At 66.0% G+C, this 25,180-nt stretch carries 21 protein-coding genes; 8 read left to right on the forward strand and 13 right to left on the reverse strand.

The window, feature by feature from the left end; all coding sequences use genetic code 11:
* Positions 1-13: 13 nt before the first annotated feature.
* The 3 genes from ACVCMI_RS08250 to ACVCMI_RS08260 all read right to left on the reverse strand — a co-directional run bounded on the left by ACVCMI_RS08250 (position 14) and on the right by ACVCMI_RS08260 (position 5,408).
* Entirely contained in the window at positions 14-2,137 is a 2,124-nt protein-coding gene (locus tag ACVCMI_RS08250; protein ID WP_447099181.1) for an AsmA family protein, read from the reverse strand.
* Between the two features lie 120 nt (positions 2,138-2,257).
* Entirely contained in the window at positions 2,258-4,486 is a 2,229-nt protein-coding gene (locus tag ACVCMI_RS08255; RefSeq protein ID WP_447099180.1) for a penicillin acylase family protein, read from the reverse strand.
* A gap of 70 nt (positions 4,487-4,556) precedes the next feature.
* The gene (locus ACVCMI_RS08260; protein ID WP_395117649.1) at positions 4,557-5,408 is read right to left on the reverse strand and encodes a LytTR family DNA-binding domain-containing protein; all 852 of its coding nucleotides are present in this window, start codon (positions 5,406-5,408) and stop codon (positions 4,557-4,559) included.
* Between the two features lie 144 nt (positions 5,409-5,552).
* Here ACVCMI_RS08260 and ACVCMI_RS08265 point away from each other — a divergent pair, with 144 nt between their 5' ends.
* Entirely contained in the window at positions 5,553-7,361 is a 1,809-nt protein-coding gene (locus tag ACVCMI_RS08265; RefSeq protein ID WP_447099179.1) for an FAD-binding protein, read from the forward strand.
* A 285-nt stretch (positions 7,362-7,646) separates the two neighbouring features.
* Here the strand turns inward: ACVCMI_RS08265 and ACVCMI_RS08270 are convergent, their stop codons facing one another.
* A complete protein-coding gene (locus ACVCMI_RS08270; protein WP_447099178.1) occupies positions 7,647-8,417 on the reverse strand; it encodes a YajG family lipoprotein in 771 nt (256 codons plus the stop codon).
* 16 nt (positions 8,418-8,433) lie between these two features.
* On the opposite strand from ACVCMI_RS08270, the gene ACVCMI_RS08275 reads away from it, so the two are divergent.
* The 7 genes from ACVCMI_RS08275 (at position 8,434) to ACVCMI_RS08305 (ending at position 17,100) form a co-directional block, all read left to right on the forward strand.
* A complete protein-coding gene (locus ACVCMI_RS08275) occupies positions 8,434-8,859 on the forward strand; it encodes a heavy metal-responsive transcriptional regulator (protein WP_447099177.1) in 426 nt (141 codons plus the stop codon).
* Positions 8,856-11,387: a heavy metal translocating P-type ATPase gene (locus ACVCMI_RS08280; RefSeq protein WP_447099176.1), complete on the forward strand. Its 2,532-nt coding sequence runs from the start codon at positions 8,856-8,858 to the stop codon at positions 11,385-11,387. Before ACVCMI_RS08275 ends, ACVCMI_RS08280 begins: the two co-directional genes overlap by 4 nt.
* Positions 11,388-11,477: 90 nt before the next feature.
* Positions 11,478-12,752: a bifunctional tetrahydrofolate synthase/dihydrofolate synthase gene (gene folC / locus ACVCMI_RS08285; RefSeq protein ID WP_447099175.1), complete on the forward strand. Its 1,275-nt coding sequence runs from the start codon at positions 11,478-11,480 to the stop codon at positions 12,750-12,752.
* Positions 12,753-12,828: 76 nt separating this feature from the next.
* A complete protein-coding gene (locus tag ACVCMI_RS08290) occupies positions 12,829-13,857 on the forward strand; it encodes an SPOR domain-containing protein (RefSeq protein WP_447099174.1) in 1,029 nt (342 codons plus the stop codon).
* Between the two features lie 84 nt (positions 13,858-13,941).
* A complete protein-coding gene (locus ACVCMI_RS08295) occupies positions 13,942-14,649 on the forward strand; it encodes a CvpA family protein (protein WP_447099173.1) in 708 nt (235 codons plus the stop codon).
* Between the two features lie 30 nt (positions 14,650-14,679).
* A complete protein-coding gene (gene purF, locus ACVCMI_RS08300) occupies positions 14,680-16,155 on the forward strand; it encodes an amidophosphoribosyltransferase (RefSeq protein WP_447099172.1) in 1,476 nt (491 codons plus the stop codon).
* 87 nt (positions 16,156-16,242) lie between these two features.
* Positions 16,243-17,100 carry a ferritin-like domain-containing protein gene (locus tag ACVCMI_RS08305; protein WP_447099171.1) on the forward strand — a complete coding sequence of 286 codons (858 nt, stop codon included), beginning with the start codon at positions 16,243-16,245 and terminating at the stop codon, positions 17,098-17,100.
* Positions 17,101-17,105: 5 nt separating this feature from the next.
* Here the strand turns inward: ACVCMI_RS08305 and ACVCMI_RS08310 are convergent, their stop codons facing one another.
* The 9 genes from ACVCMI_RS08310 to ACVCMI_RS08350 all read right to left on the reverse strand — a co-directional run bounded on the left by ACVCMI_RS08310 (position 17,106) and on the right by ACVCMI_RS08350 (position 25,051).
* Positions 17,106-18,368 carry an XVIPCD domain-containing protein gene (locus ACVCMI_RS08310; protein ID WP_447099170.1) on the reverse strand — a complete coding sequence of 421 codons (1,263 nt, stop codon included), beginning with the start codon at positions 18,366-18,368 and terminating at the stop codon, positions 17,106-17,108.
* A 71-nt stretch (positions 18,369-18,439) separates the two neighbouring features.
* Entirely contained in the window at positions 18,440-18,925 is a 486-nt protein-coding gene (locus tag ACVCMI_RS08315) for a hypothetical protein (RefSeq protein ID WP_447099169.1), read from the reverse strand.
* 50 nt (positions 18,926-18,975) lie between these two features.
* Positions 18,976-19,299, reverse strand: coding sequence for a hypothetical protein (locus ACVCMI_RS08320; protein ID WP_447099168.1), 324 nt, complete (start codon positions 19,297-19,299; stop codon positions 18,976-18,978).
* Positions 19,296-19,856, reverse strand: coding sequence for a DUF4189 domain-containing protein (locus tag ACVCMI_RS08325; RefSeq protein ID WP_447099167.1), 561 nt, complete (start codon positions 19,854-19,856; stop codon positions 19,296-19,298). Before ACVCMI_RS08325 ends, ACVCMI_RS08320 begins: the two co-directional genes overlap by 4 nt.
* On the reverse strand, positions 19,856-20,941 hold the full coding sequence (locus tag ACVCMI_RS08330) for a type IV secretion system protein (protein WP_447099166.1): 1,086 nt from the start codon (positions 20,939-20,941) through the stop codon (positions 19,856-19,858). Before ACVCMI_RS08330 ends, ACVCMI_RS08325 begins: the two co-directional genes overlap by 1 nt.
* A 67-nt stretch (positions 20,942-21,008) precedes the next feature.
* Positions 21,009-21,788: a hypothetical protein gene (locus tag ACVCMI_RS08335; RefSeq protein WP_447099165.1), complete on the reverse strand. Its 780-nt coding sequence runs from the start codon at positions 21,786-21,788 to the stop codon at positions 21,009-21,011.
* A 17-nt stretch (positions 21,789-21,805) separates the two neighbouring features.
* Complete coding sequence (locus ACVCMI_RS08340; RefSeq protein WP_447099164.1) at positions 21,806-24,289, reverse strand: VirB4 family type IV secretion/conjugal transfer ATPase; 2,484 nt, start codon at positions 24,287-24,289, stop codon at positions 21,806-21,808.
* A gap of 53 nt (positions 24,290-24,342) precedes the next feature.
* A complete protein-coding gene (locus ACVCMI_RS08345) occupies positions 24,343-24,651 on the reverse strand; it encodes a type IV secretion system protein VirB3 (RefSeq protein WP_395117701.1) in 309 nt (102 codons plus the stop codon).
* Positions 24,644-25,051, reverse strand: coding sequence for a TrbC/VirB2 family protein (locus ACVCMI_RS08350; protein ID WP_395121368.1), 408 nt, complete (start codon positions 25,049-25,051; stop codon positions 24,644-24,646). Before ACVCMI_RS08350 ends, ACVCMI_RS08345 begins: the two co-directional genes overlap by 8 nt.
* Positions 25,052-25,180 lie beyond the last annotated feature (129 nt).

Raw genomic sequence — 25,180 nt, forward strand, 5'->3', positions numbered from 1 at the left:
CGCCGACAGATGGTCATTTCCTGCTTGATTGAGTCTTCTGGCCCGAGCCACGCAGTTGCATCAGCACCGCGCGGCAGGTGTTCTCGCCGCTGTCCTCGTTTTCGTGGCTGGGCGCGATCAACGCGATCAGCGCGGCCGCCGGTGCGGCGACGGCGCCCAGGGCCACGGCGCCGGCGCCGCGCAGCAGCAGCGGACCCTTCTGCACGCCGACGTCGGGGTGCTTGAGCGTGCCGCGAACATACAGCGGCGAGCGCAGGGATAGGATGCGCAGGCCCTTGGTGTGCGGTTTCACGTCGAGGTCGAGTTTCTCGCTGGCGAGATTCACCGTGCCATCCACCTTGATCAGCGCGTCGTCGGTGTCGAACACGAACAGGCGCATGTCGAACAGGCCGTGCTTCGCGACCATGTCGGTGGCGGCGCAGTTGATCTCCACCGTCTTGTCGCCGAACAGCTTGCCGATGATGATGTTGCCCACGTTGAGGCCGGCGGTTTCCAGCAGCGTCTTGCTGATCGCGCCGTCGTTCATCAGCAGCTTCAGCTCGCCGTCGGCGCTGCCGAGCAGGGCGGCGATGGAATTGCCTTCGGCGGTGAGGTTGGCGTCGCCGTTGATCTCGCCGAAGCTGGTGCGCATCGGCGAGAACTGCGGGAACAACTGTTTCAGCTTCAGATGGCGCGCATGCAGTTCCAGCACGCCGGGCATCGGCGCGCGGCTGCCGTCGAGGGTGATGTTGCTGCGCACGGTGCCGCCGGCCACGCCGAAAGTCAGCGGGTCGAGGTAGAGCGCGCCGCTTTTCAGCACGAGGTGGGTGCGCAGCGAGTCGATCGGCAGCGCCTCGCCGTGTTCGATGCGGGCGGCGCTGAAATCCACGTCGGCGTCCATGGTTCGCCAGCGCCCGGTGCGGAACGGCGCCACCGGCAGCAGTTTGTCGACCGGCTGCGAGGTGTCGGGGCGATCGACCTTGGCGGTGCTGGAGTCGGCGCCGATCAGCGGCGCCAGGTCGGCGAAGCGCAGCAGGTTCGAATGCAGCTTGCCGCTCAGTTTCGGTCGTTCGCCGCCAGTGACGAACAACAGGTCGCCGGCGAGGTCGCTGCCACCGACGTGGCCGCGGAAGTCCTGGTAGTGATAGCGGCCGGAGCCCTCGCCCAGCCTGGCGCTCAGGTGGCCCTCGGTGGCGTAGGGCGGCGTATCGGGCAGGGTGATGCCGGTCAGCGGGTACAGCTTGGCCATGCTGCTGCCGGAGAACCACAGGCGCAGATCAAGCGCGCCCAGTTGCAGCGGATCGGTCAGCGTGCCGACCAGGGCGATGTGGCTGTCGCCGATGTGCACGTCGGCCTGCACCGGAAAGGGCTGGCTGGCGTCCTGCAACGCCAGCACGGCACCGGTCTTGCCTTCGCCGGTGAGCGCACCGCCCTGGTACGTGCCGCTGGCTTGCCAGGCGAACTGGTAGCTGGTCGCGCTGGCCGATTTGTCCCTGGGCACTTCCGGCGCCTTGGCGGCGGCCTTGCCGGTGGTCTTCTGCGCCTGCTTGCGGGCGTCGGCGCTCTGTTGCGCCACGATGTCGTCGTAGGGAATCGCCGCCTGCAACGGTTTCACGGCGACCTTGAGCCTGGTCTGCGTGACCGCGTCATCCAGCCGGATCACGCCGTGGTCGAAACCGACCGAGCCCACGTCCAGATGCCATGCCGACGGCCCGGATTTCTTCGGTGGATTGAAGTGCCAGGTGGCGCGACCGTCCTTGTCGCGCTCCAGGTCGATGCTGGGGTTCACCAGTTGCACGCTGGGTACCTCGATGCGATGCACCAGCAGCGCCCACGGCGAGAGCCGGAAGCGCAGCGCATCCAGCTGTGCGAATGGCGTTTGCGCGGCCCAGTCGGGATTGGCGATGCGGATGTCACGCGCGGTGAACTCGGGCCACGGCACCCAGGCGGCGGGGCCGCTGCGGCTGCGGTCCCGGCGCCAGTCCAGCGTGAGGTCGCCGTTGATGGAAAAGGGCCGGCCGATCGCCTGGCTGACCTTGTCGCCGATGAACGGCCGCAGCCGGTTCCAGTCGAACGTGGCGATGACGATCAGTGCCACCACGAGCAACGCCAGCACGACGCTGCCGATCACCACCAGTGACTGGGTGCCACGCTTCATGGGTTCGCTCCGCGGTCCGCGACCTGCGCACCGGGTTGGCGCATGCGCAGGTCATTCCACGGAAGTCATAACCAGGTCGATGACAAGGTTATGTGCTCGACCGTCGTTGCCGTTCAGCTTTTACCCGCCGGGGTGATAGCTGCGTTCGGTGTGGCCCTTCAATTGTTCCGGCCAGAAGTACACGGTGCGCAGGTTGCCGGTGGTGTAGCGCTCCGCCTCGTCGTTGAAGTGCGGAGAATCGGGGTGCCCGCTTTCGCCGCCGGCGGTGATCGCCCGCGCATGCACCTTCGGCCCGAATTCGACGGCAGCCACGAAGCTGTTGCCGCCGGTGCCGTAGTAGCGCTTGGTACCCGGCCAGCGATGCGCGCCGAACGAGGCCAGCGAACCCCAGCGCGAGGAGGTGAACGGCACCGGGATGCTGGGCTTGGCGTCGTCGAATTTCTGCACGATGTCGCCGTTGATGCGCTGGAAGCGGTTGATCTCGCCCCACGGCACGCCCCAGCTGCCGAAGTCCTGGGTCAGCCGGTCGGAGGCTTCGACCAGCGCATGGAGGCGCGCCTTGGCGCCGGCCTTGGCGGCCATCCGGTCGTAGATCGACAGGCCTTCGGCGGTGTCGGCCTTGCTCACTTCGTCCCACAGCGTATCGCCCCAGAACACCGCCAGCGAGGTCGGCATCGAGGCGATGCCCCAGCGGTAGTCCCAGTCGCGCAGCAACTGGATCGGCCCGGCGAGTTTCGCGCGCAGGGGATCGTCGGCGGGCAGCGCGTCGTAGTCGGCGATCAGGATCGGCAACTGGCGCGCGAACGCGGGCAGGTAGGAGTCGAACGCGGCGGTGATCAGCGAGGGCAGGGTGACCTGCCTGATGTCGGTGAGCAGGCGGATCGCGTGCAGGCCGCGCGGGTTCTCGCCGAAGGTGTCCATGTAGCGCGGGTAGTCGGCCTGCTTCGGGCTGTACGCGCCGGCGGCGGAATACGGCCAGTTGTTGGTGTTGAAGGTCCAGCCATTGGGCGGGTTCACCACCTGCGGCAGCTGGTCCAGCGGCGTCAGGCCCTGCCAGTCGGTGGCCGGATCGCTGCCGTCCACGGGTTTGGTGTAGTCGAAGCGGTTGTCGCGCCTGGGCACGAATTGCGGCAGCAGGAAGGCGATCTCGCCCTTGTCGTCGGCAAACAAGGTGTTGTTGGACGAGTTCGCCTTCAGCTCGGCGACCTTCATGTAGCTGGCGAGATCATGCGTCCTGGTGCGCAGCCAGCTCTGCTCCAGCGCGGGGATCGGCTTGTTCATCAGTGCTTCGGCGATCCACTTGCCGTCCGCCTCGCGCACGATCGGGCCGTGATGGGTGAAGTGCGCGGTGAACGTGCGCTGCGCCAGCGCGCCGCTCTTGTCGCGATACGACAAGGTGATCTGGCGTGACGTCACCGGCCGCAGTTCCTTGCCGTAGCGGTAGAACAGCTTGCCGTCCCGGTGCACGATGGTCTCGGCGAACTCGTCGACCACGTCGACGCCGGTCGAGGTATGCATCCAGCCCACGTGCGGGTTGAAGCCCTGGTAGATGAAGAACTGGCCCCAGGTCACCGCGCCGTAGGCATTCAGCCCCTCGTCGCTGGACATCTGCAGTTCGGAGCGGAAGAAGAACGAGGTGTGCGGGTTGATCAGCAGCAGCGCGTGGCCGTCGGCGGTGAGCTTCGGCGCGATCGCGATGCCGTTGGAGCCGGTCGGCTCGATCCAGCTGGGTTGCGTGTGCACCTGGGCCAGCGGCGCGTCGGCCGGGCTGCCATAGAACGCCTTCAGCGGTGCCAGCTCCACCCGCTCGATGTCGCCGCCGATGCTGCCTTCGGTGAAGGACAGCGCCATCCACGGCTCGAAGCGGGTGAGCACGCGCGGGTGCACGTCGGGATGGGTGGCGAGGTAGTAGTTGAGCCCGTCGGCCCAGCTGTCCATCAGCTGGCGCAGCCAGCGCGGGCTTTGCGCGTACAGCTTCTTCAACTCGGCCGGATCGATGAACAGGCGCTGGCGCAGGTCCTGCCACAGCGCAGAGTCGTCGGCGTCCTTCGCCTCGGCCAGCCGGCCCAGCGCGATCAGGTAGTTGGTCTCGACCCGGTTGAAGTCGTCCTCGGCCTGGGCGTAGGCCATGCCGAACACCGCGTCCGCATCGGTCTTGCCGTGCACGTGGGCGATGCCCCAGTCGTCGCGGGTGATCGTCACCGCCTGCGCCTGGCGCTCCCAGCGCGACTGCTCCGGGGTGGCCGCGGTGGCGGTTTGCAGCAGGCTCCATGTCAGCAGTGCGGCGATGACCAGCACGATCGACGCCCTGTGCGCCCGCGCGATGCCGCCGAGGATGCGTGTATTCATCTGTTGCCCCTTGATGACCGACCGTTCTGCCCAGCGTAGCCCATTCCGCCCGCACCGCGCTGTCGCCCGCTCAGCCGCCGAAACGCTCGCGCAAGGCAGCACGGTGGCGTCGGCTGCAGGGGATGGTGGCACCGTCACGCATGGTCAGGCGGGCGTCGCCGGTATCCAAGGGCTCGATCTGGGCGAGGTAGTCGAGATTGACGAAATAGCCCCGGTGCACGCGCACGAAACGCGCCGGGTCCAGCCGCTCCTCGATCGCCGCCATGGTGCTGCGCAGCGGGTAGTCGCGACCGTGCACATGCAGGTTCACGTAATTGCCCGAGGCCTGCAGCCATTCGACCTCGCTGGCATTGAGCAGGAATTCCCGCCCCAGCTTGCGCACCAGGAAGCGTTCGGGCCGCTCGACCGGTTCGGCCGGCTGTCCCTCGTCGGGGGCGGCCAGCAAGCGCGCCTCGCCCTGCCAGCGGATCAGCCACAGGCGCGACAGGCACAGCAGCGCGATGATGACGAAATAGGTGCGGATGTCCTTCAGATACTCGTAGCCGTAGTGCGCGCCGAACTGGTCGTGGGAACCGACCAGCGCGTAACAGAGCCGACGCAGCGCCACCATGCCGGTGACATGGATGAGGCTGAACGGGACCGTGGCCAGCAGGTGGCGCGGCAGGCTGTGCCGCCAGGTATCGACGCGGAACGGCCAACGGCGTTCCAGCGCGATCACGAACGGGATCAGCGCCAGGATCAGGAGGGCGCTGCTGAACTCCCACACCCAGGGTTTCCACGTGTCCACGTCGGGATGGTCGGTCAGCGCAACCAGCGCATTGAATCCGGCGTTGAGGATGACCAGGGCCACCCAGAAGCCGACTTCGATGGGTCGCCGCCAGCGCTGGAAATCGTCGAAGCTGAGGCCGGGGCGTTCGTTCATCCGGCGATTCTACGCAAAGCCCCGCGACCCGTCCCCGCAGCCCTGCCGTCCGTCCCCGTGACGGGTCGATCCGTCACCTGGCGGGCGACAGCGCGGCCGGAGGCGCTGCAAGATGGAGCCCTCGACCCCACCATCGGAACGCCCATGAACCGCCGCGATCTGCTCAAGGCCGCTGTCGCCGCATCGCTCCTGCCCTTGGCGCTGTCGCCGGTCGCCCGGGCGCTGGCCGGTACCCGCAACCATCTTTCCCGATTGCTGCGCCGGGTGCGGCCGGGCGATCCGGCGTGGCCCGACGCCGACGCCTGGGAAACGCTGAGACAGCAGGTCGGCGGACGCCTGCTGAAACTGCAATCGCCATTCGCGCCGGGGGCGACTGCCGCTGCCCGGGCCGAGGCGCTGGCGCAGATCAAGAATCCGTTCTACGTCGGCGACAACCCCGCGCTGACCCAGACCAGCGGCTGGCTGGATGCCTGGGCCTCGCAGCCCAGCACGTACGCCGTGGCCGCCGAGAGCACGGCCGACGTGGTCGCCGCGGTGAACTTTGCCCGTCGGCATCATCTGCGGCTCGTCGTGAAAGGCGGCGGCCACAGCTACCAGGGCACCTCGAACGCGCCCGACTCCCTGCTGGTGTGGACGCGGCACATGCACGACGTGACCCTGCACGATGCCTTCGTCGGCCACGGCTGCGCGGGCAAGCAGGCCGCACAGCCGGCGGTGAGCATCGGCGCCGGCGCGATGTGGATCGACGCCTACGACGCGGTAACCACCAGGGGCGGCCGCTACGTGCAGGGCGGCGGCTGCACCACGGTGGGCGTGGCCGGGCTGGTGCAGAGCGGCGGCTTCGGCAGCTTCTCCAAGCATTACGGCACCGCGGCGGCGGGCCTGCTGGAAGCCGAAGTCGTCACCGCCGACGGCCAGGTGCGCATCGCCAACGCCTGCACGAATCCGGAGCTGTACTGGGGCCTCAAGGGTGGCGGCGGCGGCAGCCTTGGCGTGGTCACGCGCCTGACCCTGCGCACGCGCGAGCTGCCGGCGTTCTTCGGTGGCGTGTTCGGCACGATCGAGGCCACCACCGATGCCGCCTATCGCGCGCTGATCGCGCGGGCGATCGCATTCTATCGCAGCGACCTGTTCAATCCGCACTGGGGCGAGCAGATGGGCTTCAGCGGCCGCAAGCTGGAACTGAGCATGCTGTGCCACGGGCTGGATCAGGCGCAGATGGAAAAGGTCTGGGCGCCGTTTCTCGACTGGGTGAAGGCGCGCGTGGAATATCGCTACGCCGATCCGATGAAGATCTTTGCGATGCCGGCGCAACGCATGTGGGACGTGGATTTCATGCGCCAGAATGCGCCCGGCGTGATGGTGGCGGACAACCGGCCCGGCGCGCCGAAGCACCATGCCTACTGGGCGACCAATGTGGGGGAGGCGGCCTGGTTCCTGCACGCCTACCAGTCGGCGTGGTTGCCGGCCACGCTGCTGCACGAGGATCGCCAGGGTGCACTGGTCGATGCGCTGTTCGACGCCGCGCGCGAATGGAGCGTGGGCCTGCATTTCAACAAGGGACTGGCCGGCGCGCCCGCGACGGAAATCGCCGCAGCGAGAGACACCGCGACCAACCCGCAGGTGCTCGATGCGTTTGCGCTGGCGATCATCGCCGGCGGCGGTGCACCGGCCTTTCCGGGCATGCCGAAACCGGATCTGGCGGAGGCGCAGCGCGCCGCCGCCAGCATCGGCACGGCGATGGCCGCCCTGCGCAAGGTCGCGCCGAACGCGGGTGCCTACGTCTCCGAGAGCGATTACTTCCAGCGCGACTGGCAGGCCGCGTTCTGGGGCACCCACTACCCGAAGCTGCTCGCCGTGAAGCGCCGCTACGATCCCGACGGCCTGTTCTTCGTCCACCACGGCGTGGGCAGCGAGGGTTGGAGCGGCGAGGGGTTCGTGCGCAAGGATTGACCGGATATCGAGTTCAGAAGGGAAGACGAGGATGTAGGCCGAGCAGCTGTCTTAGTGATCTGAGGACAGCTTGCTTCGGCGGGCAAGCACTTCACCTCCCTCCTGGGGAAGATGGCGCAAAGCGATGGATGAGGGTTCGGGGTCCCCAGCGCGCGCTTCCGCCGCCCCTCGCCCCTACCCCTCTCCCGAGGGGAGAGGGGTTCAACACCTTCACGCGGCGCGTATGCACGCCGCCTCCTGTCCTCCAGTGACGCAGATGGCGTTCTTATGGCTTTTACGCCTGACTCAGAGCCCGTTGTTGTTGGCGGCGTCGGCGAACTGTTTCAGGTAATCCTCGAATGCACGCTGGTAGGCCAGTTGCCAGTTGGCTTCGCGAGCGACCTGGATGGAGTTGTGGCCGTATCCCTTCACGGTCACCTGGCGATGCCCCTGCGGGCTGTCGATCTTGAGCAAGGTGTCCAGCTTTGCCTCGATGCTGGCGCTCCAGAACCCGGGCGTGAACCACGCCCAAAATTGGCGGATGTCGACGCTGACATGTGGCGCATTCGCCGGGGCGCTGGCTGCATCCACGACGCTGTAGCCGCGGCTGGCAAATGCATTGGTCAACAACTGCCGGGTCACCGACTCCACGTTCTGGCCGGGCTTGAGCAGGATGTCGCCGAATGCCTTTCCGAAGCCGCCACGCTTGCGCGCGATGGCCTGCTTGCGTTGCGTTGCATCCAGCGCGTAGCTGGCGCCCTTCTTCAAGGATGGCGTGCTGGGGTCGTCCGGATCGGTTTCGAACACGCGCACGTCATGGATGGCGTCGATGACCACCGGTTTGCCGCCGCTGACTACCGCTGAACCCGGCGATGGCACGTCGAGCGACATCCGGGTGCGCGTGGTTGCGCAGCCTGAGATGAGGGCAAGGACAAAGACGGCGACGAGGCCGTGAACGAGATGCTTCATGCGTTTTCCCCTGTAGCGATGATGTCGTGGATCTGAATGGAACGGGAGAGTTGTCGCAAATGTCGCGACGAAAGGGAAGCTGATGCTTGACTCTTGACCTTGATCCAAGGTCTAGACTATGCCCATGAACACGCAAGCCTCCTCCCTGACCATCGGTGCCGTCGCCAGGCGCGTCGGCGTGGCGATCGACACGATCCGTTATTACGAGCGCGAAGGGTTGTTGCCCGAGCCGCAGCGGCGTGCCTCCGGCTATCGCAGTTACGGCGAGGGCGCGGTGACGCAGCTGCGCTTCATCCGCCGTGCCAAGGATCTGGGCTTCACGCTGGAAGAGATCCGCGAACTGCTCGCGCTGTCGGCAGATCGCCGGCGCGGGGTGAAAGCGGTGAAGCAGCGTGCGCAGAAGCGGCTGGCGGCGATCGAGCAGCGTATCGCCGAGCTGCAGCGGGTGCGCGATGGCCTGGCGGAGCTGGTGGCGTCGTGCCCGGGGCACGGCAAGCCGGAGCAATGCCCGATCCTGCGCGCGCTCAGCGGTGAGGAGGTGTCGCCATGAACGCGCATGCCTGCTGCCACGGTGGCGACGACACGCCTTCGGCGGTGATTGACCCGGTTTGCGGCATGACGGTCGATCCGGCCACGTCGAAACATCAGTCGATGCACGACGGGCAGGCCTTCCATTTCTGCTGCGGCGGCTGCAAGGCCAGGTTCGAGGCGGAACCGGCGCGTTACCTGGCCCAGCCTGCGGCGCACCATCATGACCACGCCTCACACGGGGCTGCGCATGGCGCACACCTGGCGAAGGACCCGGTCTGCGGCATGAGCGTGGACCCGCACACCGCGAAGCACCGCGCCGACCACGACGGCCATCCGTATCACTTCTGCTCCGCGCGCTGCCGCGAGAAGTTCGTGGCCGACCCGGCCGCGTACCTGGGCGAACGCAAACCCGCGCCGGCCGCGCCTGCGGGCGCGATCTACACCTGCCCGATGCACCCGGAAGTGCAGCAGGTCGGCCCCGGCTCTTGCCCGAAATGCGGCATGGCGCTGGAGCCGATGATGCCCTCGCTGGACGAGGACGACGGCGGCGAGCTGCTGGCGATGACGCGGCGTTTCCGGTGGCTGGTGGCGCTGACCCTGCCGGTGTTTGCGCTGGCGATGGGGCCGCATCTGTTTGGCTGGCATCTGCCCGCGCCGTGGGATCGCGTGGCCGCGTGGGTCGAGGCGGTGCTGGCCAGCGTCGTGGTGCTGTGGGGCGGCGCGCCGTTCTTCGCGCGCGGCTGGCGCTCGCTGAAACCGTGGTCGCCGAACATGTACACGCTGATCGCGTTGGGCACCGGCGTGGCATGGTTGTACAGCGCGGTGGCGTTCCTGCTGCCGGGGATTTTCCCGGCGGGGTTCCGCGATGCGCATGGTCGTGTTGCGGTGTATTTCGAATCGGCAGCGGTGATCGTCACCCTCGTCACGCTGGGCGATTTCCTGGAGCTGCGCGCGCGGCGGCGCACCGGCGCGGCGCTCAAGGCGCTGCTGGGGCTGGCGCCGAAAACCGCGCGGCGGATCGCTGCCGACGGCAGCGAGGCCGACGTCCCGCTGGAGCAAGTGCAGGCCGGCGACGTGCTGCGCGTGCGCCCCGGCGAGAAGGTGCCGGTCGATGGCGTGGTGATCGAGGGCGAGAGCCATGTCGACGAATCGATGCTCACCGGCGAGCCGATGCCGGTGGTCAAGGCCAAGGAGGATGCGCTCACCGGCGGCACCGTGAATCAGGATGGCGCGCTGACCATGCGCGCGCAGAAGGTCGGCGGCGAAACCATGCTGGCGCAGATCGTGGCGCTGGTGGCGGCCGCGCAGCGCAGCCGCGCGCCGCTGCAGCGCGTGGCCGACAAGGTCGCCGCGTGGTTCGTGCCGGCGGTGGTCGTGGCGGCCGTGCTGGCGTTCGCCATCTGGGCGATGGTGGGGCCGGCACCGCGCCTGACGCATGCACTGATCGCGGCGGTGTCGGTGCTGATCATCGCCTGTCCGTGCGCGCTGGGCCTGGCCACGCCGATCTCGATCATGGTCGCCAGCGGGCGTGGCGCGCAGCATGGCGTGCTGTTCAGGGACGCCGGCGCGATCGAATCCCTGCGCGACATCGACACCCTGGTGGTGGACAAGACCGGCACGCTGACCGAAGGCAAGCCGGCACTGACCGAACTGGTGGTCCTCGGCAACCAGCCGCGCGAACACCTGCTGGCGCTGGCCGCCGCACTGGAGCGGCCGAGCGAGCATCCGCTGGCCCGCGCGATCGTCACTGCCGCCGAGGCCGAAGGCGTGGCGGCACCGGCGGCCACGGAGTTCCGCTCGCTGACCGGCCGCGGCGTCAGCGCGACGGTGGATGGCCGCAGGGTGGCACTGGGCAATGCCAGGCTGATGGACGAGTCGCGCGCCGCCATCAGCGCCGACGCCAATGCCCGCGCGGAACGACTGCGTCAGCACGGCGCCACCGTAATGTTCCTTGCCGTCGACGGCACCCTCGCCGCGCTGCTGGCGGTAGCCGACCGCATCAAGCCGGACACGCCCGCCGCCATCCAGGCGCTGCATGCCGCCGGGCTGCGCATCGTGATGCTCACCGGCGACAACGCCACCACCGCGCAGTCGGTGGCGCGCACGCTGGGCATCGACGAGGTGCATGCCGACGTTTCGCCCGCCGACAAGGCCGCCGTGGTCAACGCGTTGCGCGCCGAAGGCCGTCGCGTGGCAATGGCCGGCGACGGCATCAACGACGCGCCGGCACTGGCCGCGTCCGATGTCGGCATCGCGATGGGCAGCGGCACCGACGTGGCGATGGAGAGCGCGCAGATAACGCTGGTGAAGGGCGAGCTCGGCGCCATCGTGCGCGCGCGCCGGTTGTCGCAGGCCACCGTGCGCAACATCCACCAGAACCTGTTCTTCGCCTTCGTCTACAACGCCGTCGGCGTGCCGCTGGCGGCCGGCGTGCTGTATCCGTGGTTCGGCATCACCTTGTCGCCGATGATCGCCGCGCTGGCGATGAGCCTGAGCTCGGTGTCGGTGGTGAGCAACGCGCTGCGGCTGCGTGGCGCGGGATTGTGAGGGCAGTGCCGGCTGTCTGATCGGTGCGTTCCTGCGCCGGGTTCGGCGACAATGGGCGACCCCTTCGCCTGTTCATCGAGTAACCCGTTCATGCCCCGCACCCTCGCCGAGTGGTTGAGCTATCAGGATCGCGTCAACCTGCACACCATCGAACTGGGGCTCGATCGCGTGCGCGAGGTATGGCAGCGCATGGGCGCGCCGCGGCCGGCGCCGCGGGTGATCACCGTGGCCGGCACCAACGGCAAGGGTTCGACCGTGGCGCTGCTGGAGGCGATGCTGAAGGCGGCCGGTTGGCACGTCGGCGCCTTCACCTCGCCGCATCTGCTGGCCTACAACGAGCGCATCGGCATCGAGGGCGTGCCGGTCACCGATGCCGCGCTGATCGAGTCGTTCGAACGCATCGAGGCGGCGCGCGCGGAGATTCCGCTGACCTATTTCGAGTTCGGCGCCTTGGCGGCGGTGGACTTGTTCGCCCGCGCCGGTGTCGACGTGGCGGTGCTCGAGGTGGGGCTGGGCGGCCGGCTCGACGCGGTCAACATCATCGATGCGGACGTGGCCGTGATCACCACCGTGGATCTGGACCACATGGAGTGGCTGGGCCCCGACCGCGACAGCATCGGCCGCGAGAAGGCCGGCATCGCGCGCCGCGGTCGGCCGGCGATCGTGGGCCAGCTCGATCCGCCCGATGGCCTGCTTGCAGCGCTGGCCGAACGTGGCGCGCAGGTCGAGCGCGCCGGCATCGATTTCAGCGTGGAGCGCCACGAGGACGGCTGGCGCTGGCGCCATCGCGACGGCAGTGCGATGGAGTTGCCCGATCCCTATCTCGCCGCGCCGGTGCAGCACGCCAACGCCGCCGCCGCGATCGCTGCGTTGCATGCGTTGGGCGACGAGGCGTTCTCGCCCAGCACCCTGTTCGCCGCGGCCAGCGCCGGCCTGCACGACGTGCGGATCGCGGCGCGACTGCAGGCGCTGGGCGGCGAGCCGCCGGTGTTCGTGGACGTGGGCCACAATCCGCAGGCCGCGCGGGCGCTGGCCGAGTGGCTGGACGCATCGGCGCACGGCGCAGTGCATGCCGTCTATGGTGCGCTGGCCGACAAGGACGTGGCCGGGGTGATCGGCGCGCTGGGTGCGCGCATCGCGCACTGGCATCTGGCCGGGCTGGAGCAGGTTTCGCCGCGTGGCATGGACGTGGCGGCGCTGTCCGAGAAGCTGAAAGCCACCTTGCCGCAAGCATCGTTCGACGCCCATCCCGACGTGGCTGCCGCGCTGGCTGCGGCACGCCAGGCCACGCAGCCGGGCGACTGCATCCTGGCGTTCGGCTCGTTTTTCGTCGCCAGCGCGGTGATGGCTGAACATGCGCCGTGAGCCGCCGCATGGCGCCGGGCGCCGGCAGGTATAATCGCCATATTGCGCATCGCGTTCGCCGCCTGGGAGCGAAAACTTGAAAACACGCCTGCTGGGAGCTGCCGTCCTGATAGCGTTGGCGGTCATCTTTGTGCCGATGTTCTTCACCGACAGCCCGCCCACCCCCGGCGGTGACCGCTCGGTGAGCCTGGCCATTCCGCCTGCGCCCGACCGCGACCTGCAAACCAGGACGATGAGCCTCGACCCGTCCGCCGCCGCCAGCGTGCCGGCCGGCGCGGCGACCGCCGCGGCGTCGGGCGACCGCATCGCCACGGTCACCATCGACTCGAACCGCCCGCGCGACGTGGAACTCGACCCCCAGGCAGGCCGGACGCCCGCGCCGACCACGGTGACGACTGGCAGCGGCACCTCGCCGGCGCAACCGGTGATCCCGCAGCGCGACACGGGTGCCGCGCCGATGCCGAAAGCCACGGTCGCAGCGAAACCCGCGCCGGCCAGCGAGCCGACCCGGCCGGCGGCCAAACCGGCCGAGCCGACGCCCGCACCCGCGCTGGCACCGGTCGCGGCGGCTGCGGCACACGGCAGCTACACGATCAACCTCAGCGCCTACGCCAGCGCCAGTGGCGCGGCAAAGTTGCAGAGCCGGGTGCGCGCATTGGGCTACCCGGTATCGGGCCGCGTGATCACGCGGGCCGGGCAGTCGCGCACGCTGGTCACCGCCGGTCCATTCGAAACGCGCACGGCCGCCGAGGCGGCGCGCCTGAAGATCACCCAGGCGATTCCCGGCGTGCCGGCCAAGGTGGAGCAGGACGGCGATGCCGCGGGGACGTCCACGAGCACCACGCCGACGGCCACCCATGCCGCCAGGGCCGGCGGCTGGGCGGTGCAACTGGCGGCGGTGAGCAGCCAGGCCGACGCGACCGCCTTGCGCGACAAGTTGCGCGCGGCCGGCTTCGACGGTTTCGTCGACTCGGTGCAGTCCGGTGGCCGTACCCTGTGGCGCGTGCGCGCCGGCCCGCAGACCCAGCGTGCCGATGCCCAGCGCGTGCACGACCAGATCAAGGCCAAGCTGGGCATCGACGGCAATGTCGTTTCGGTGCCCTGAACGACACCGCGGCCGCGGTGATGAAGGTACGCCGGCGACGCAGTCATATGCCGGGCGCGGCGTCCGCGCGAGCCGGTTGAACGGATGAACTGGCTCGACGGAATCATTCTGGCCATCCTTGCGCTGTCGGTGCTGATCGGCCTGATGCGCGGACTGGTGGCGGAGGTGTTGTCGCTGGCCACCTGGATCGCCGCCTTCTGGATGGCGGCGGTGTTCGGGCCGGATGTGGCGGCCTTGTTCCAGAATTCGATCTCGCTGCCCATGGCGCGGATCGGACTCGGCTACGCGATCTGCTTCTTCGGCATCCTGTTGCTGGGCATGCTCGTGCGCTTTGCCGCCCGACGGCTGATCTGGAGCACCGGCCTGAGCGGTATCGATCGACTGCTGGGCGTGTTGTTCGGTTTCGTGCGTGGCGCACTGGTGGTCACCATCCTGGTTTTCCTGGTGGGGCTTACTGCGGTGACGCGCGAATCGTGGTGGCAACAATCGGTGCTGCTGCCGCAGTTCCAGGGCGCCGCAGCGTGGCTGGGGCAGAACATCCCGGCCAGCGTGGGCGATCACCTGCATCCCGATGCAGTGCTGGACAAGCTCAAGTCGGCGCCGGTGCTGCCGCACGGGCCGGCCGGCTCGTCGACAGCGCCGAGCCTGCTCGAGCGCGTGGCTCCGGCCGAACTGCTCAAGCGGGTGGACGGCTTGAGCGAGCGGCTGCACGCCCCCATTTCCGGACGGCAAGGCGCTCCCGCTGCGCCGGCCAGCGCCGCCAGCACGCCGCCGCCCGCGCGGCAACCATAGAATCAGCATTCCCGAAACAGGCCATCCATCATGTGCGGAATCATCGGCATCGTCGGTACCACGGAAGTGGCGTCGGCGCTTTATGACGGCTTGACGGTGCTGCAGCATCGCGGCCAGGACGCGGCCGGCATCGCCACGGTCGAGGGCTCGCGCCTGCGCCTGCACAAGGGCAACGGCCTGGTGCGCGACGTGTTCGGCCAGCGGGCGATGGGCGAGTTGCGCGGGCGTATCGGCATCGGCCATTGCCGCTATCCCACGGCCGGTTCGGAAGGTTCGGCCGAGGCGCAGCCGCTGTACGTCAATTCGCCGTATGGCATCGCCTTCGCGCACAACGGCAACCTGGTCAATACCGACGCACTGCGGCGCGAGATGTTCGAAGGCGACCGTCGCCATATCAACACCGATTCCGATTCCGAGGTGCTGCTCAACGTGCTCGCGCACGAGCTGCAGATCCAGGACCGCATGGAGCTGACTCCCGACCACATCTTCAAGGCCGTGGCCGGCGTGCATGCCCGCGCCCGCGGCGGCTACGCCTGCATCGCGCTGCTGCTGGGTTACGGCCTGGTCGCGTTCCGCGACCCGCACGGCATCCGCCCGCTGGTGCTGGGCGAGCGCGTTACCGCCGAAGGGCACGAGTACGCCGTGGCCTCCGAATCGGTGGCGCTGGACGTGCTGGGTTTCAAGCGGTTGCGCGACGTGATGCCGGGCGAGGCGGTGATCATCACCGACCAGGGCCAGTTGCACAGCCGCCGGTGCGCCGAGGGCGCGGTGCACACGCCGTGCATTTTCGAGTACGTCTACCTGGCGCGGCCGGACTCGATGATCGAGGACGTCTCGGTATACAAGGCGCGTCTGCGCATGGGCGAGAAGCTGGCCGAGAAAATCCTGCGCGAGCGCCCCGACCACGGCATCGACGCGGTGATCCCGATCCCCGACACTGCGCGCACCGCCGCCAGCGCGCTGGCCGGCGTGCTCGGCGTGCCGTTCCGCGAGGGCTTCGTCAAGAACCGCTACATCGGCCGCACCTTCATCATGCCGGGGCAGGGCGAGCGGGTGAAATCGGTGCGCCGCAAGCTCAATGCGATCGGCCTGGAGTTCAACAAGAAGAACGTGCTGCTGGTGGATGATTCCATCGTGCGCGGCACCACTTCGAAGCAGATCATCCAGATGGCGCGCGATGCCGGGGCGAAGAACGTCTACTTCGCCTCCGCCGCTCCGCCGGTGCGCTACCCGAACGTGTACGGCATCGACATGCCCTCGACCAGCGAGCTGGTCGCTGCCGGTCGCGCCGAGCAGGAAGTGGAGAAGCTGCTCGGCGCCGACTGGCTGATCTACCAGGACCTCAAGGATCTCGAGTGGTCGGTGCGCGACGGCAACGCGAACCTCGAGCACTTCGATACCTCGTGTTTCTCCGGCGAATACGTCACCGGCCTGGACGACCAGTACCTGGAACAGATCCAGATGCTGCGCTCCGACGACGCCAAGGCTGCGCGGCGCGCCGTGTAAACCGCAGGAGCGCACTTGTGCGCGATGCTTTTCTGCCGGGATTCGGGAAAAGCGTCGCGCACAGGGTGCGCTCCTGCAGGGAAACCCATGTCCGATCTGCATGCCGCCGCCAAAGCCTGCCTTGACGCCAGCGAGCCCGACGAGAAGTTGCGTCTGACGCGTGAGACGTGGCGCGCCTTCGAGCGCGGCGAATTGCAGGCCGATGCGTCATCGCCTGCGCCCGAACCGATCGGCCCGCCCGGCCGTCCCGAACGGCCGCGGCTGGTCAATGCGCGCCAGCTGCCGCAGCGCGGGCTGGGCAGTGCCGAAGGCCGCATTGCCCTGGTGCATGCGGTGGCGCACATCGAGTTCAACGCGATCAACCTCGCCTGGGACGCGGTCTACCGCTTCCGCGGCAAGCCGCACGACTATTACCGCGACTGGGCCAGCTGCGCCCACGACGAAGCGCGTCACTTCGCGATGCTGTCCGCGCGGCTGGGCGAGCTGGGCCACGCCTACGGCGATTTCGACGCCCACGACGGCCTGTGGCAAATGGCCGAGAAAACCGCCGACAACGACACCGCGCGCATGGCACTGGTGCCGCGCGTGCTCGAAGCGCGCGGGCTGGATGTGACGCCGGGCATGATCGAGCGCCTGCGCCAGCTGGGCGACGAAGCCACGGTGGCCATTCTCGAAGTGATCCTGCGCGAAGAAGTCGCCCACGTCGCCGCCGGCACGCGCTGGTATCTGCATTGCTGCGAGCGCGACGGCATCGACCCGGTGGAAACCTTCTTCGGCCTGATCCGCGAGTACATGGGTGTCGACCTGCGCGGGCCGTTCAATCGCCCGGCACGTATCGAGGCAGGCTTCACGGCGCAAGAACTGGACAGGCTCGCCAGTCTCGCGGCGGGAGCACACGAACATCGCGAACCGGTCGATCGGTCAGCAACGCGCAACCAGGCGTAACGGGCTCAACGTCCGATTGCTTGCGGAACCGGGGACACGGGGACAGCCTGTGCTTGTGCCGACACGCTTCGGCATGCCGCCTGTTGGTTCGCCTGCGTCCAGGCGACGCTGCTGTCCATGATCGACGTGTGTACCGCGTCGGCGGTTTGCACGTGGGCCATTCGCGCAGGCAATCCGTTCTGCAGCACGAACGCACGCTCACCGTCTTCGCACAGTACCACTTGGTCGATGCGACCCAGGCCTTGGCGGCGCGCGGCGACAACGATGGCGGCGGCAAGATTCTCGCTGCGCGTGTCAGAGTGTCGGCCGAGCTGCGCATCGATCCTGTGCACGCCTGCCAGTGCCTGCTGGTACAGCGCGTGATCCGGGTGGCGCAGATCGTCTAGCCACGTGGTGGCGACGCGATCCTTTTGTCGCAAGGCCAGATCAAGCGCGTGTTGCGTTCGCGGGCCGACCTTGCCGTCGACTGCCAAGTGATGTTCGCGCTGGAAAGCCACGACCGCAGAATGGGTGTTCGAGCCAAAGTCGCCGTCGGATTTCAGTGAGCGACCGTGAGCATCGCAGTAACCCAAGGCGGCCAGTGTGCTCTGCAAGGTTCGCACGGCATCACCGTGATTGCCTTGGCGTCGCAGGTGGTTCGACGGTGATTCGTCATCGGAGGACGAGCGCTGGTGATCGCTGGCGGTGACGTGCTTCCACGCTTCGGACGGCGAGAAGCCGCAGGCGATGTCGGCCTGATACGTGGTCCGCATCTGGTTCAGGGCGCTTGCCGATTGCGCCAGGGTGATACTGGCGTGGTTGGCGCCGCCATAATGGCTGGCGCCGCCTTGATCCGGATCACCGAAACTGGCCCATTCCGCCGCCAGACTTCGCTGGGCGGCCTCCAAAGTGATTCCCGGTTGGCCGGTGACATATCCGTGAATGGCTGGCCGTTTGTCGACGATCAAATACTCCGAGAAGATTCGATCCTGCAGGGCCGTCGAGAACGGTAGATCGCGATCCAGGTTCAGCTTGGTGATCGCGCCGTCCATGGTGGAGGGAATCACCTGATACCTGCCGACCGCGAACACCCGGTGAGGGTCGTCGCCTCGAAGATGTTGCAGATCATGTACCTGGCCCACGGTCAGGCTGGAAAAGTCGATTGCGCCGCTTGGACCGCGAATATGCTTGCCGCCATGCAGATCGACGTAAGTGCCGCGGTTGTAGGCGTTGTAGCCAGCGGCACCGGACTCACCACGGACGATCAAATCCAACAACGGATTGCTCATTGAAATCTCCCTGAGAGGTTTCTTCGTGCCCAAGCTCGACAGGAGCGGCTTGCTTCTGCGTCGCTAGTCGATCAATGCAACGCCGTCGACGACACAGTCCAGCCCGTCACACCCAGTTGTGAATCCACGCCATGAACGTTTCGATCACCGAGGTCGCCGTATGTACTCACGTCAAGCTGGCGATGGGTCGCTGCATCCTGAAAGTGCATCAGGCAGACCGCATCGCCACTGCAGGCGCCCAGTTCGGGCAACTCGTCACAGGCTTTGCACGAGTCCAAACCTTTTGCGCAAAGCTCCTTGTAGGCACCACCCACCACATTGGCCTTGCATTTCAGGTCCACTACCGGTCGCCAGCCATCGACGAGCAGGGCGGTGCGGAAGTCGGCGTACGCCATGCCCTTGTGCACGTTGTCGAGGGATGCCTCTGCATCAGATTTTGCGGACGCAGTGGCTCGTCCAGGCGCGGCTGTTGCGCCAGTAGTGGCTTGCTGCGAAGAATGGCAAGCGGACGCTGCGACACAGAAAATGAGCAGGGACAGGGAGCGCAAGGGCTTCATGGTTGTCGGATCCTCAAAGGTCAATCACAAGTGGAGACGCTTGTTGTGCTCTACGGCACGGTGCCCCACTGGGCGATGATGGCGTTCAGGATGGCGGCGTTGGTGGCGACGTTGGCGCCGGGGCAGGTCATCAGGTATTGACGCCGCAACTGGGAAGTTGCCGGCGCGTCGAAGTACGGATCGAATACCACCAGGCTGAAGAAGAACGCAGTAGCTGGTGCGCAGGCCGCACCACCCGTGGCACCTTCACCGGACATGCCTGCCATGCAGGTGTAGACCGCGCATGGGTCGACGCTTTGAGCGCGGGCGGGAGCAATAGTGAAGGCGGTAGTGACGCCGATCATCAAGGCGGCGAGAGAGATGGGCAACTTCATGGCATACCTCCGCTGTATGGGACTGGTATTGAGAGCATGCGTTTCTGAACATCAATTGCCAGGCTGCATTCGCTGTAGTAGACGTGGCAGCCGCGGATTTTGTCATTTGCACACATGTCCATGCCGGATTGAATGGCTTCATTCGAAGTTGCGTCTATGGTTACGGCATACCATCCATAGCCAGTCACTATCGCAGCGCAGGCGTCCGTGTATGAACGGATTATTTCGCAGTTTGAGCCGCCATTTCCCCTGCAGTCCATGATTGCGGTGCTCTCGGCGATGGCTTGATTATCCATGGAGCCGACTGTTCCAAAGATTCCTTTTTCCGAATCCAGGGCAATGGCTCCCGAGAGGTGAATCCAGCGGGGCGGCGGCGGACGCGGCGCTTGCTGTTGGTATTCGTAGTTCTGGATTGGTCTGCAAGCGACTGGAGCCTGGGGACTGGGTGCCGCCCCGGAGGGTTGGAAACCTGGCGGACAGCCGCCCTCGCCATGGACAGCGCCGGCCATCAAAAGCAACAACACGATCAGTAGCCATCGGAACGAAATCGATATCATTACGAGCTTCTCCCGATCGGCTGATGCTTGACGGTGTCAGTTGCGCCTGAACTCGGTGAGAGGGTGCCGCGGACACTGCCATTGGCACTATTGAGCGGGCTGCCGGCAGGTCGCTGACCAAGGCTTTCTTGCCCGAAAGTCGGCGATGACGCTCCGTGTCCATAACTTCCCGGTGGCTGCCCCTGCGGTCCCAGTCGACTTGAGGCGCCCGTGCCGAACGCTGAGTAGGTCAGAAAATTGCCCAGCGTTCCTTGGAAGAACATCGCTGCCATCGGGGGCACGGAGATGATCAGCACGGTCAACAGCAGGCCGAGGCCACCTTGTTCCAAGGCTTGGGTGGAGAATCCCTCGGCGCCCTGGCCGGTGATCGTGTTGATGATGTTGGCGCTCCACAGCGCCGCGGCGACCCGCAAGGACAACTGCAGTACGAGTGAGCTCACGAAGGCGAGCACAGCCATGGAAAAAACGGTGCCGATGCCGTAGAGCAGCCAGCGTTGGAACAGTGATTTGGTCTGCTCGAAGATCAGGCACAGGATGAACAACGGCCCCAGGCCGATGAACAGGGCGAGCGCGAACTTGTACAGCAACAGCATGGCGGCAGCAGCCATCGGCGGACTGGCGGTACCAAGGCCGGCGATCAGCAGTGCGTGATTCTTCTGATTGATGGTTTCGGTGTCGCCAGGGGCAACTTGCACGGTATCGATGGCACCCAGCGCCAGTTGGGTCCAGGCAAGGTTTTCATCGATGGTTTGCGCAGCCGTGCTGTTGTCACCGGTGAACATCTGGTTGATGCCGGTGCTCAGTTCGGTGGTGAAGAACGAGAGCAGATTGGTGCCAAAAATGCTCATGGTGGTGGCGACGGTCACGATGATCGCCACTCGAGTCATGCTCATGACCAAGGCCATCATCGACTCACGCGACTGGCCGGTGATCATGCGATAGCCCTGGATCATGATCCACAACGTGACAAGCACCAGTGCGACGGCGCTGGCCCACGTCATGAACGTAGCCATCAGATTCATCCCGAAGGTATCGATCCGATCGCTCAACCATTTGTAGATCAGTGCGAAATATACGAAGCCCATCGCGGCCGTTCCCTGTCAATGTGAAGATGTGGGTTCAGGCCCCGAGTGCCGACATCCCACGCGCGGCTCAGTGGAAAGCCGCGGCGAAGGTAGAGGCTTGGATAACATTACCCAGAACGGTGCTGTTGCCGTTCAATGCAACGTGCCCAAGGATGGACTGCTGATTCTGCAGCGTTTCAATGATGGCATCGTCGGCCTTCATCTGCGCTTGCCAGTTCCCCATTTCAGTGGTGACCGCACTGTTGTACTTCTCCACCTGTGTAGCAGCTCGTCCGGTATCAGCGACGGTGCTTATCGACTTGACGATGCTTTCCACCTGATGGAACTGACTGCTGTAGTTATTGAGTTTGTTGAGCATGTCGACCGTCGTGTTGTACTTGTGGATCTGCGTGGCGACGATCTGGCCGCAGATCATCCGCTGAGTCTGGGTGATGGACTGGGTCATCAACGAAGACATGCTGTTCATGACACCGCTGACCAAGCCCGCCGGGCTGGAAGTGTTTGAACACTTGCCTTGGATCAGTGAATCGGTGTTGGTGACGCGTTGCAGCTTGTTGGGAGCAAGTGATAAGCCGTTGCTGAGGCCCTGGATGCTGGACAGCAACTGCTGATATTGCTGAAGCTGGGTTTCGTACTGCTGGATCTGTTTCGCGTACTGCTCGATCGTCTTGGCGAGCTGGGCTGCGAAACTCTGTTCGTTCGCCGCGATGCTTCCGGGATCGACGACGACGACCTGGGCGCTGACGCTTCCCGCGAGCAGGGCGCAGCCGATGGCTGTTGCCAACATCAGCCGATGCCCGAACCGATTCTTGAGCGAAGGCGATTTGGTGGACAGTGTGTTGTGCATGGGGTGGTTCTCCACGTTCAGCGAACGGCGGCGCGTGGTGTGCGCGGGGTTGGTTGGTTGGGCTTTTGCTTCCCGCTGCCCCTGCGGTTTTCGTAGAAGCGCTCGAGCCACTGTTCGGGGCGCAGTTCGTCAACGGTGACGCCTTCGGCGGCAGCACATTCACGCAGTACCTCGTGCATGATCTCGATGTTGTCGGTGGATGCGGAAATGACGGCGAGGGCATCGTCCATGCCGCGCAGGTTCAGCTGGCACACCGCGCTGGCGTGGCCCTGCTTGACCAGGAAACAACGTGAACGCTCGTCCAGGCTCACGACGACCTGGTATTCGGCGTCGGTCAGTTTCAAGCCGTCGACGTAATCCTCGCGGCTGGCGTTCGGGTTGGGCAGCAGGATCATCGTGGCGGTCTGCTCGATCAGCGCCGCGGCGATGTCGCTGGCCAGCGCGTCCTCGGGGCTTTGCGTGGCGAAGATGCCCAGGCCGTTCTGCTTGCGGATCGTCTTCTGCTTGTTTTTTGCGAACTCCTTGAGGCCGCCCTTGCCGTCGAGGATCTTCCAGAATTCGTCCATCACGTAGATCAGCGGGCGCCCGTCGATCAGCGCCTCCAGCCTGTGCAGCAGATAGTTGATGACCGGCACTCGCGCTTCGGGATTGTCGATCAGCTCGGTGTAGTCGAAGCCGATGATGTTGGCTTTCTCAAGGTCGATGGTGTCGACCGGGTTGTCGAATACCCAACCCAGCGAATTGCCTGCCGTCCACTTGCGCATGCGGATGAACAGGCCGTCGTCGCCCATGTTGGGCAGGCTCTTCTGGAAGTTGGTCAACGTGCGAAGATGCATGGGCGTATCGAGCATGTTCTCGACGGCGCGGAAGATGTCCTCTTCCTCGCGCGAGCTGTAGACGCTCTTGCCGGCCATCACCTTTACCAGATCGGCCAGGAACTGCACGTTGGTTTCGTTGCGTTCGCAGTGGAAAGGGTTGAAGCCGGTGGGCTTGCCGTTTTCCAGTGCGAGGTAGTTGCCGCCGCAGGCGCGAACGAAGATCTCGGCACCGCGATCCTTGTCGAAGAAGAAAATCGTGGGCGAAGGCTGCAATTTCTGCACCTGGCTCAGCAGGAAGTTGATCAACGCGGTCTTGCCCGTGCCGGACTTGCCGATGACCATGGTGTTGGCGATGGCCTTCTCGCCGAGCGAGTTCTCCGCCGGATGGGTGGCGTGGAAATTGAAGTGATACGCCTGCCCGTTGGTGGTCTGCAGGGTGGTGACGCAGTCGCCCCAGGGGTTGTTCTCCTTCTTGCCGGTGGCGAAGTTGTGCAGCGGCGACAGGCCGAGGAAATTGAGTGAGCTGACGTTGGCCAGGCGCGTGCGGTATTTCCAGTTGCCCGGGAACTGGGCGTAGAACGCCGCGGTGACGGCCAGATCCTCCTTGACCGAGACGAATCCCGCGTTCGACAACTCGGCACGGGTGCTGGCGATCTGCTGCGACAGCGCTTCCTGGCTGGCGGCATAGATGGCCATGGAGAAGTGGTACTCGCCCAGCACGAAATTGCCGGAGGCGAGCTGATCCATGGCGTGGTCGAGCTCGGCGATCTGGCTGAAGGCCTTGTCGCCGGAGGAGATCATCATGCCCTTGGTGCGATCCAGCGCCTTGAGTGCATCCTGCCGGCCCATGGGGCTGAAGGAATGGGTGATGACGTATTCGAAATCGAGGTACTTCAGGCTGTTGAGGATGCCCGGGTAGGTCCCGTCGGTGTATTCCTTGATGTTGAGGATGGCGCCGAAGTGATTGATGCCGTCGGGCGTGGTGATCACGTAGTCGCCGGTTTTGGCCGAGAAGCGCTGCTTGCTGACCGGCAGGTAGTCGAACACGGGGGCGCTGAGCACGGGCACCGGTTCGTCGATGCGGTTGAGCAGGTAGCCGTACAACTCCAGCGCCTCGGAGAACACGACGCCGTTGGCCGCTTCGTACATGCCCAGTCGGCTGGGTGCGTAATCCTTCAGCACGGCTTCCAGGTTTCCGGCCAGTTCGAGCACGGTGTTCACCGCGTCGCGCTGTTCGGACTCCAGGCGGGCGAGATCGGCCGACTTCTCCACGAAGCGCCTGCCGCTGACGATGGGGCGGTACATCAGAGTCAGATACAGCTCGTTCTGCATCAGCTTTTGCGCGGACAAGCCCTTGTAATAGGTATCGGACAGATCCTGGTTGAAGGGCTGCACGAAGCGGCTACAGTCATCCAGGCGCCGGCGCCGGCGCACGTCGTGGACCCAGAACGCCACGTTGACGAAGTCGGGCGCGCGCAGGGTTTGCAGCAGCCGATTGAAGGTGTTGTGGCGGTGCTCGATCTCCCATTCCTCGCGCCCCACGAAGGGCAGCCCGCCCAGGCGCCACACCAGCAGGAAATCGCCGCCCGTGCTCTTGAGCACGGTCGGTGACACGTGCGTCGACAGGGGCAGGAACTCGGCGATGGGCGTGTCCGGCATGAATACGGGTTTTGGCTTGGGCATGAGTCCTGGTCCGGCGAACTCCGCGGCACGACGGCGGCGGCGTTCGCGTCACATCACTGTTTGTCGTTGTGTTGGCCGCGATGGTGGTTGGGGGTGAACACCCACATGCCATCGTTGCCGCCGATGTTCCTCATCCGGGCACGGAACTGCAGGCGCAGCCCCAGCAGACGAAAAATCATTTCGTCGCGCCGTGCCATCTGGCGCATCACGAAGATGATCAGCGGCAGCAGCAACAGGTAGAGGAAGTTGGTGTACACCGCCACGAGAAAGCACCCGCCCGCCGCCATGAAGAACGGCACGTAAGGCACGCCCATGAACATGGGCGGGCGGGTGCAACCGCGAAACAGCGCGTTTTTATGCATAGAAGTGGAGCGCGTGGACGAGCACGCTGGCGGTGCACTGCGTGGCGCCGGCGTCGGTCGTGCTGCCGGCGAGGAACATCTTTGCGATCTGGCCCGCCGCGCCGATCAGCACCGCACCGATAAGCACCGGGGCGACATCGCCGATGCGCTTGTGGGCAAAGGCGATCTGGTAACCGGAGAACACGATGGCGATCGTCACCACCACGACCGAGATCGCGTTGAGGATCATGTTGATGTTGGTGGCGAACTTGCAGGTGGTATCAATCGTGCCGGTGGCATCCTGCGCGAGCGCGAGGTTGGGCAGGACCAACGCCAGCAGCATGGCCACAGAGAGGAACGTGAACCAGCGCGTGCGCGAGGAGGTGAGGATGCTTTCGTTGCCGAGGGAGGTGTTGGCCATCACGGGGTTCCTTGTCGGGAGTTGCGGTGGAATGCGGTCATCGCGGGATGACTGCCGGGAGCTGGCCGCGGGATGCGGCCGGAAGAGTTGTGCGGTGGTGTTGGTGATGCGAAAGGGGGCGATGCGCCG

The organism is Rhodanobacter sp. UC4448_H15, from assembly GCF_052978265.1.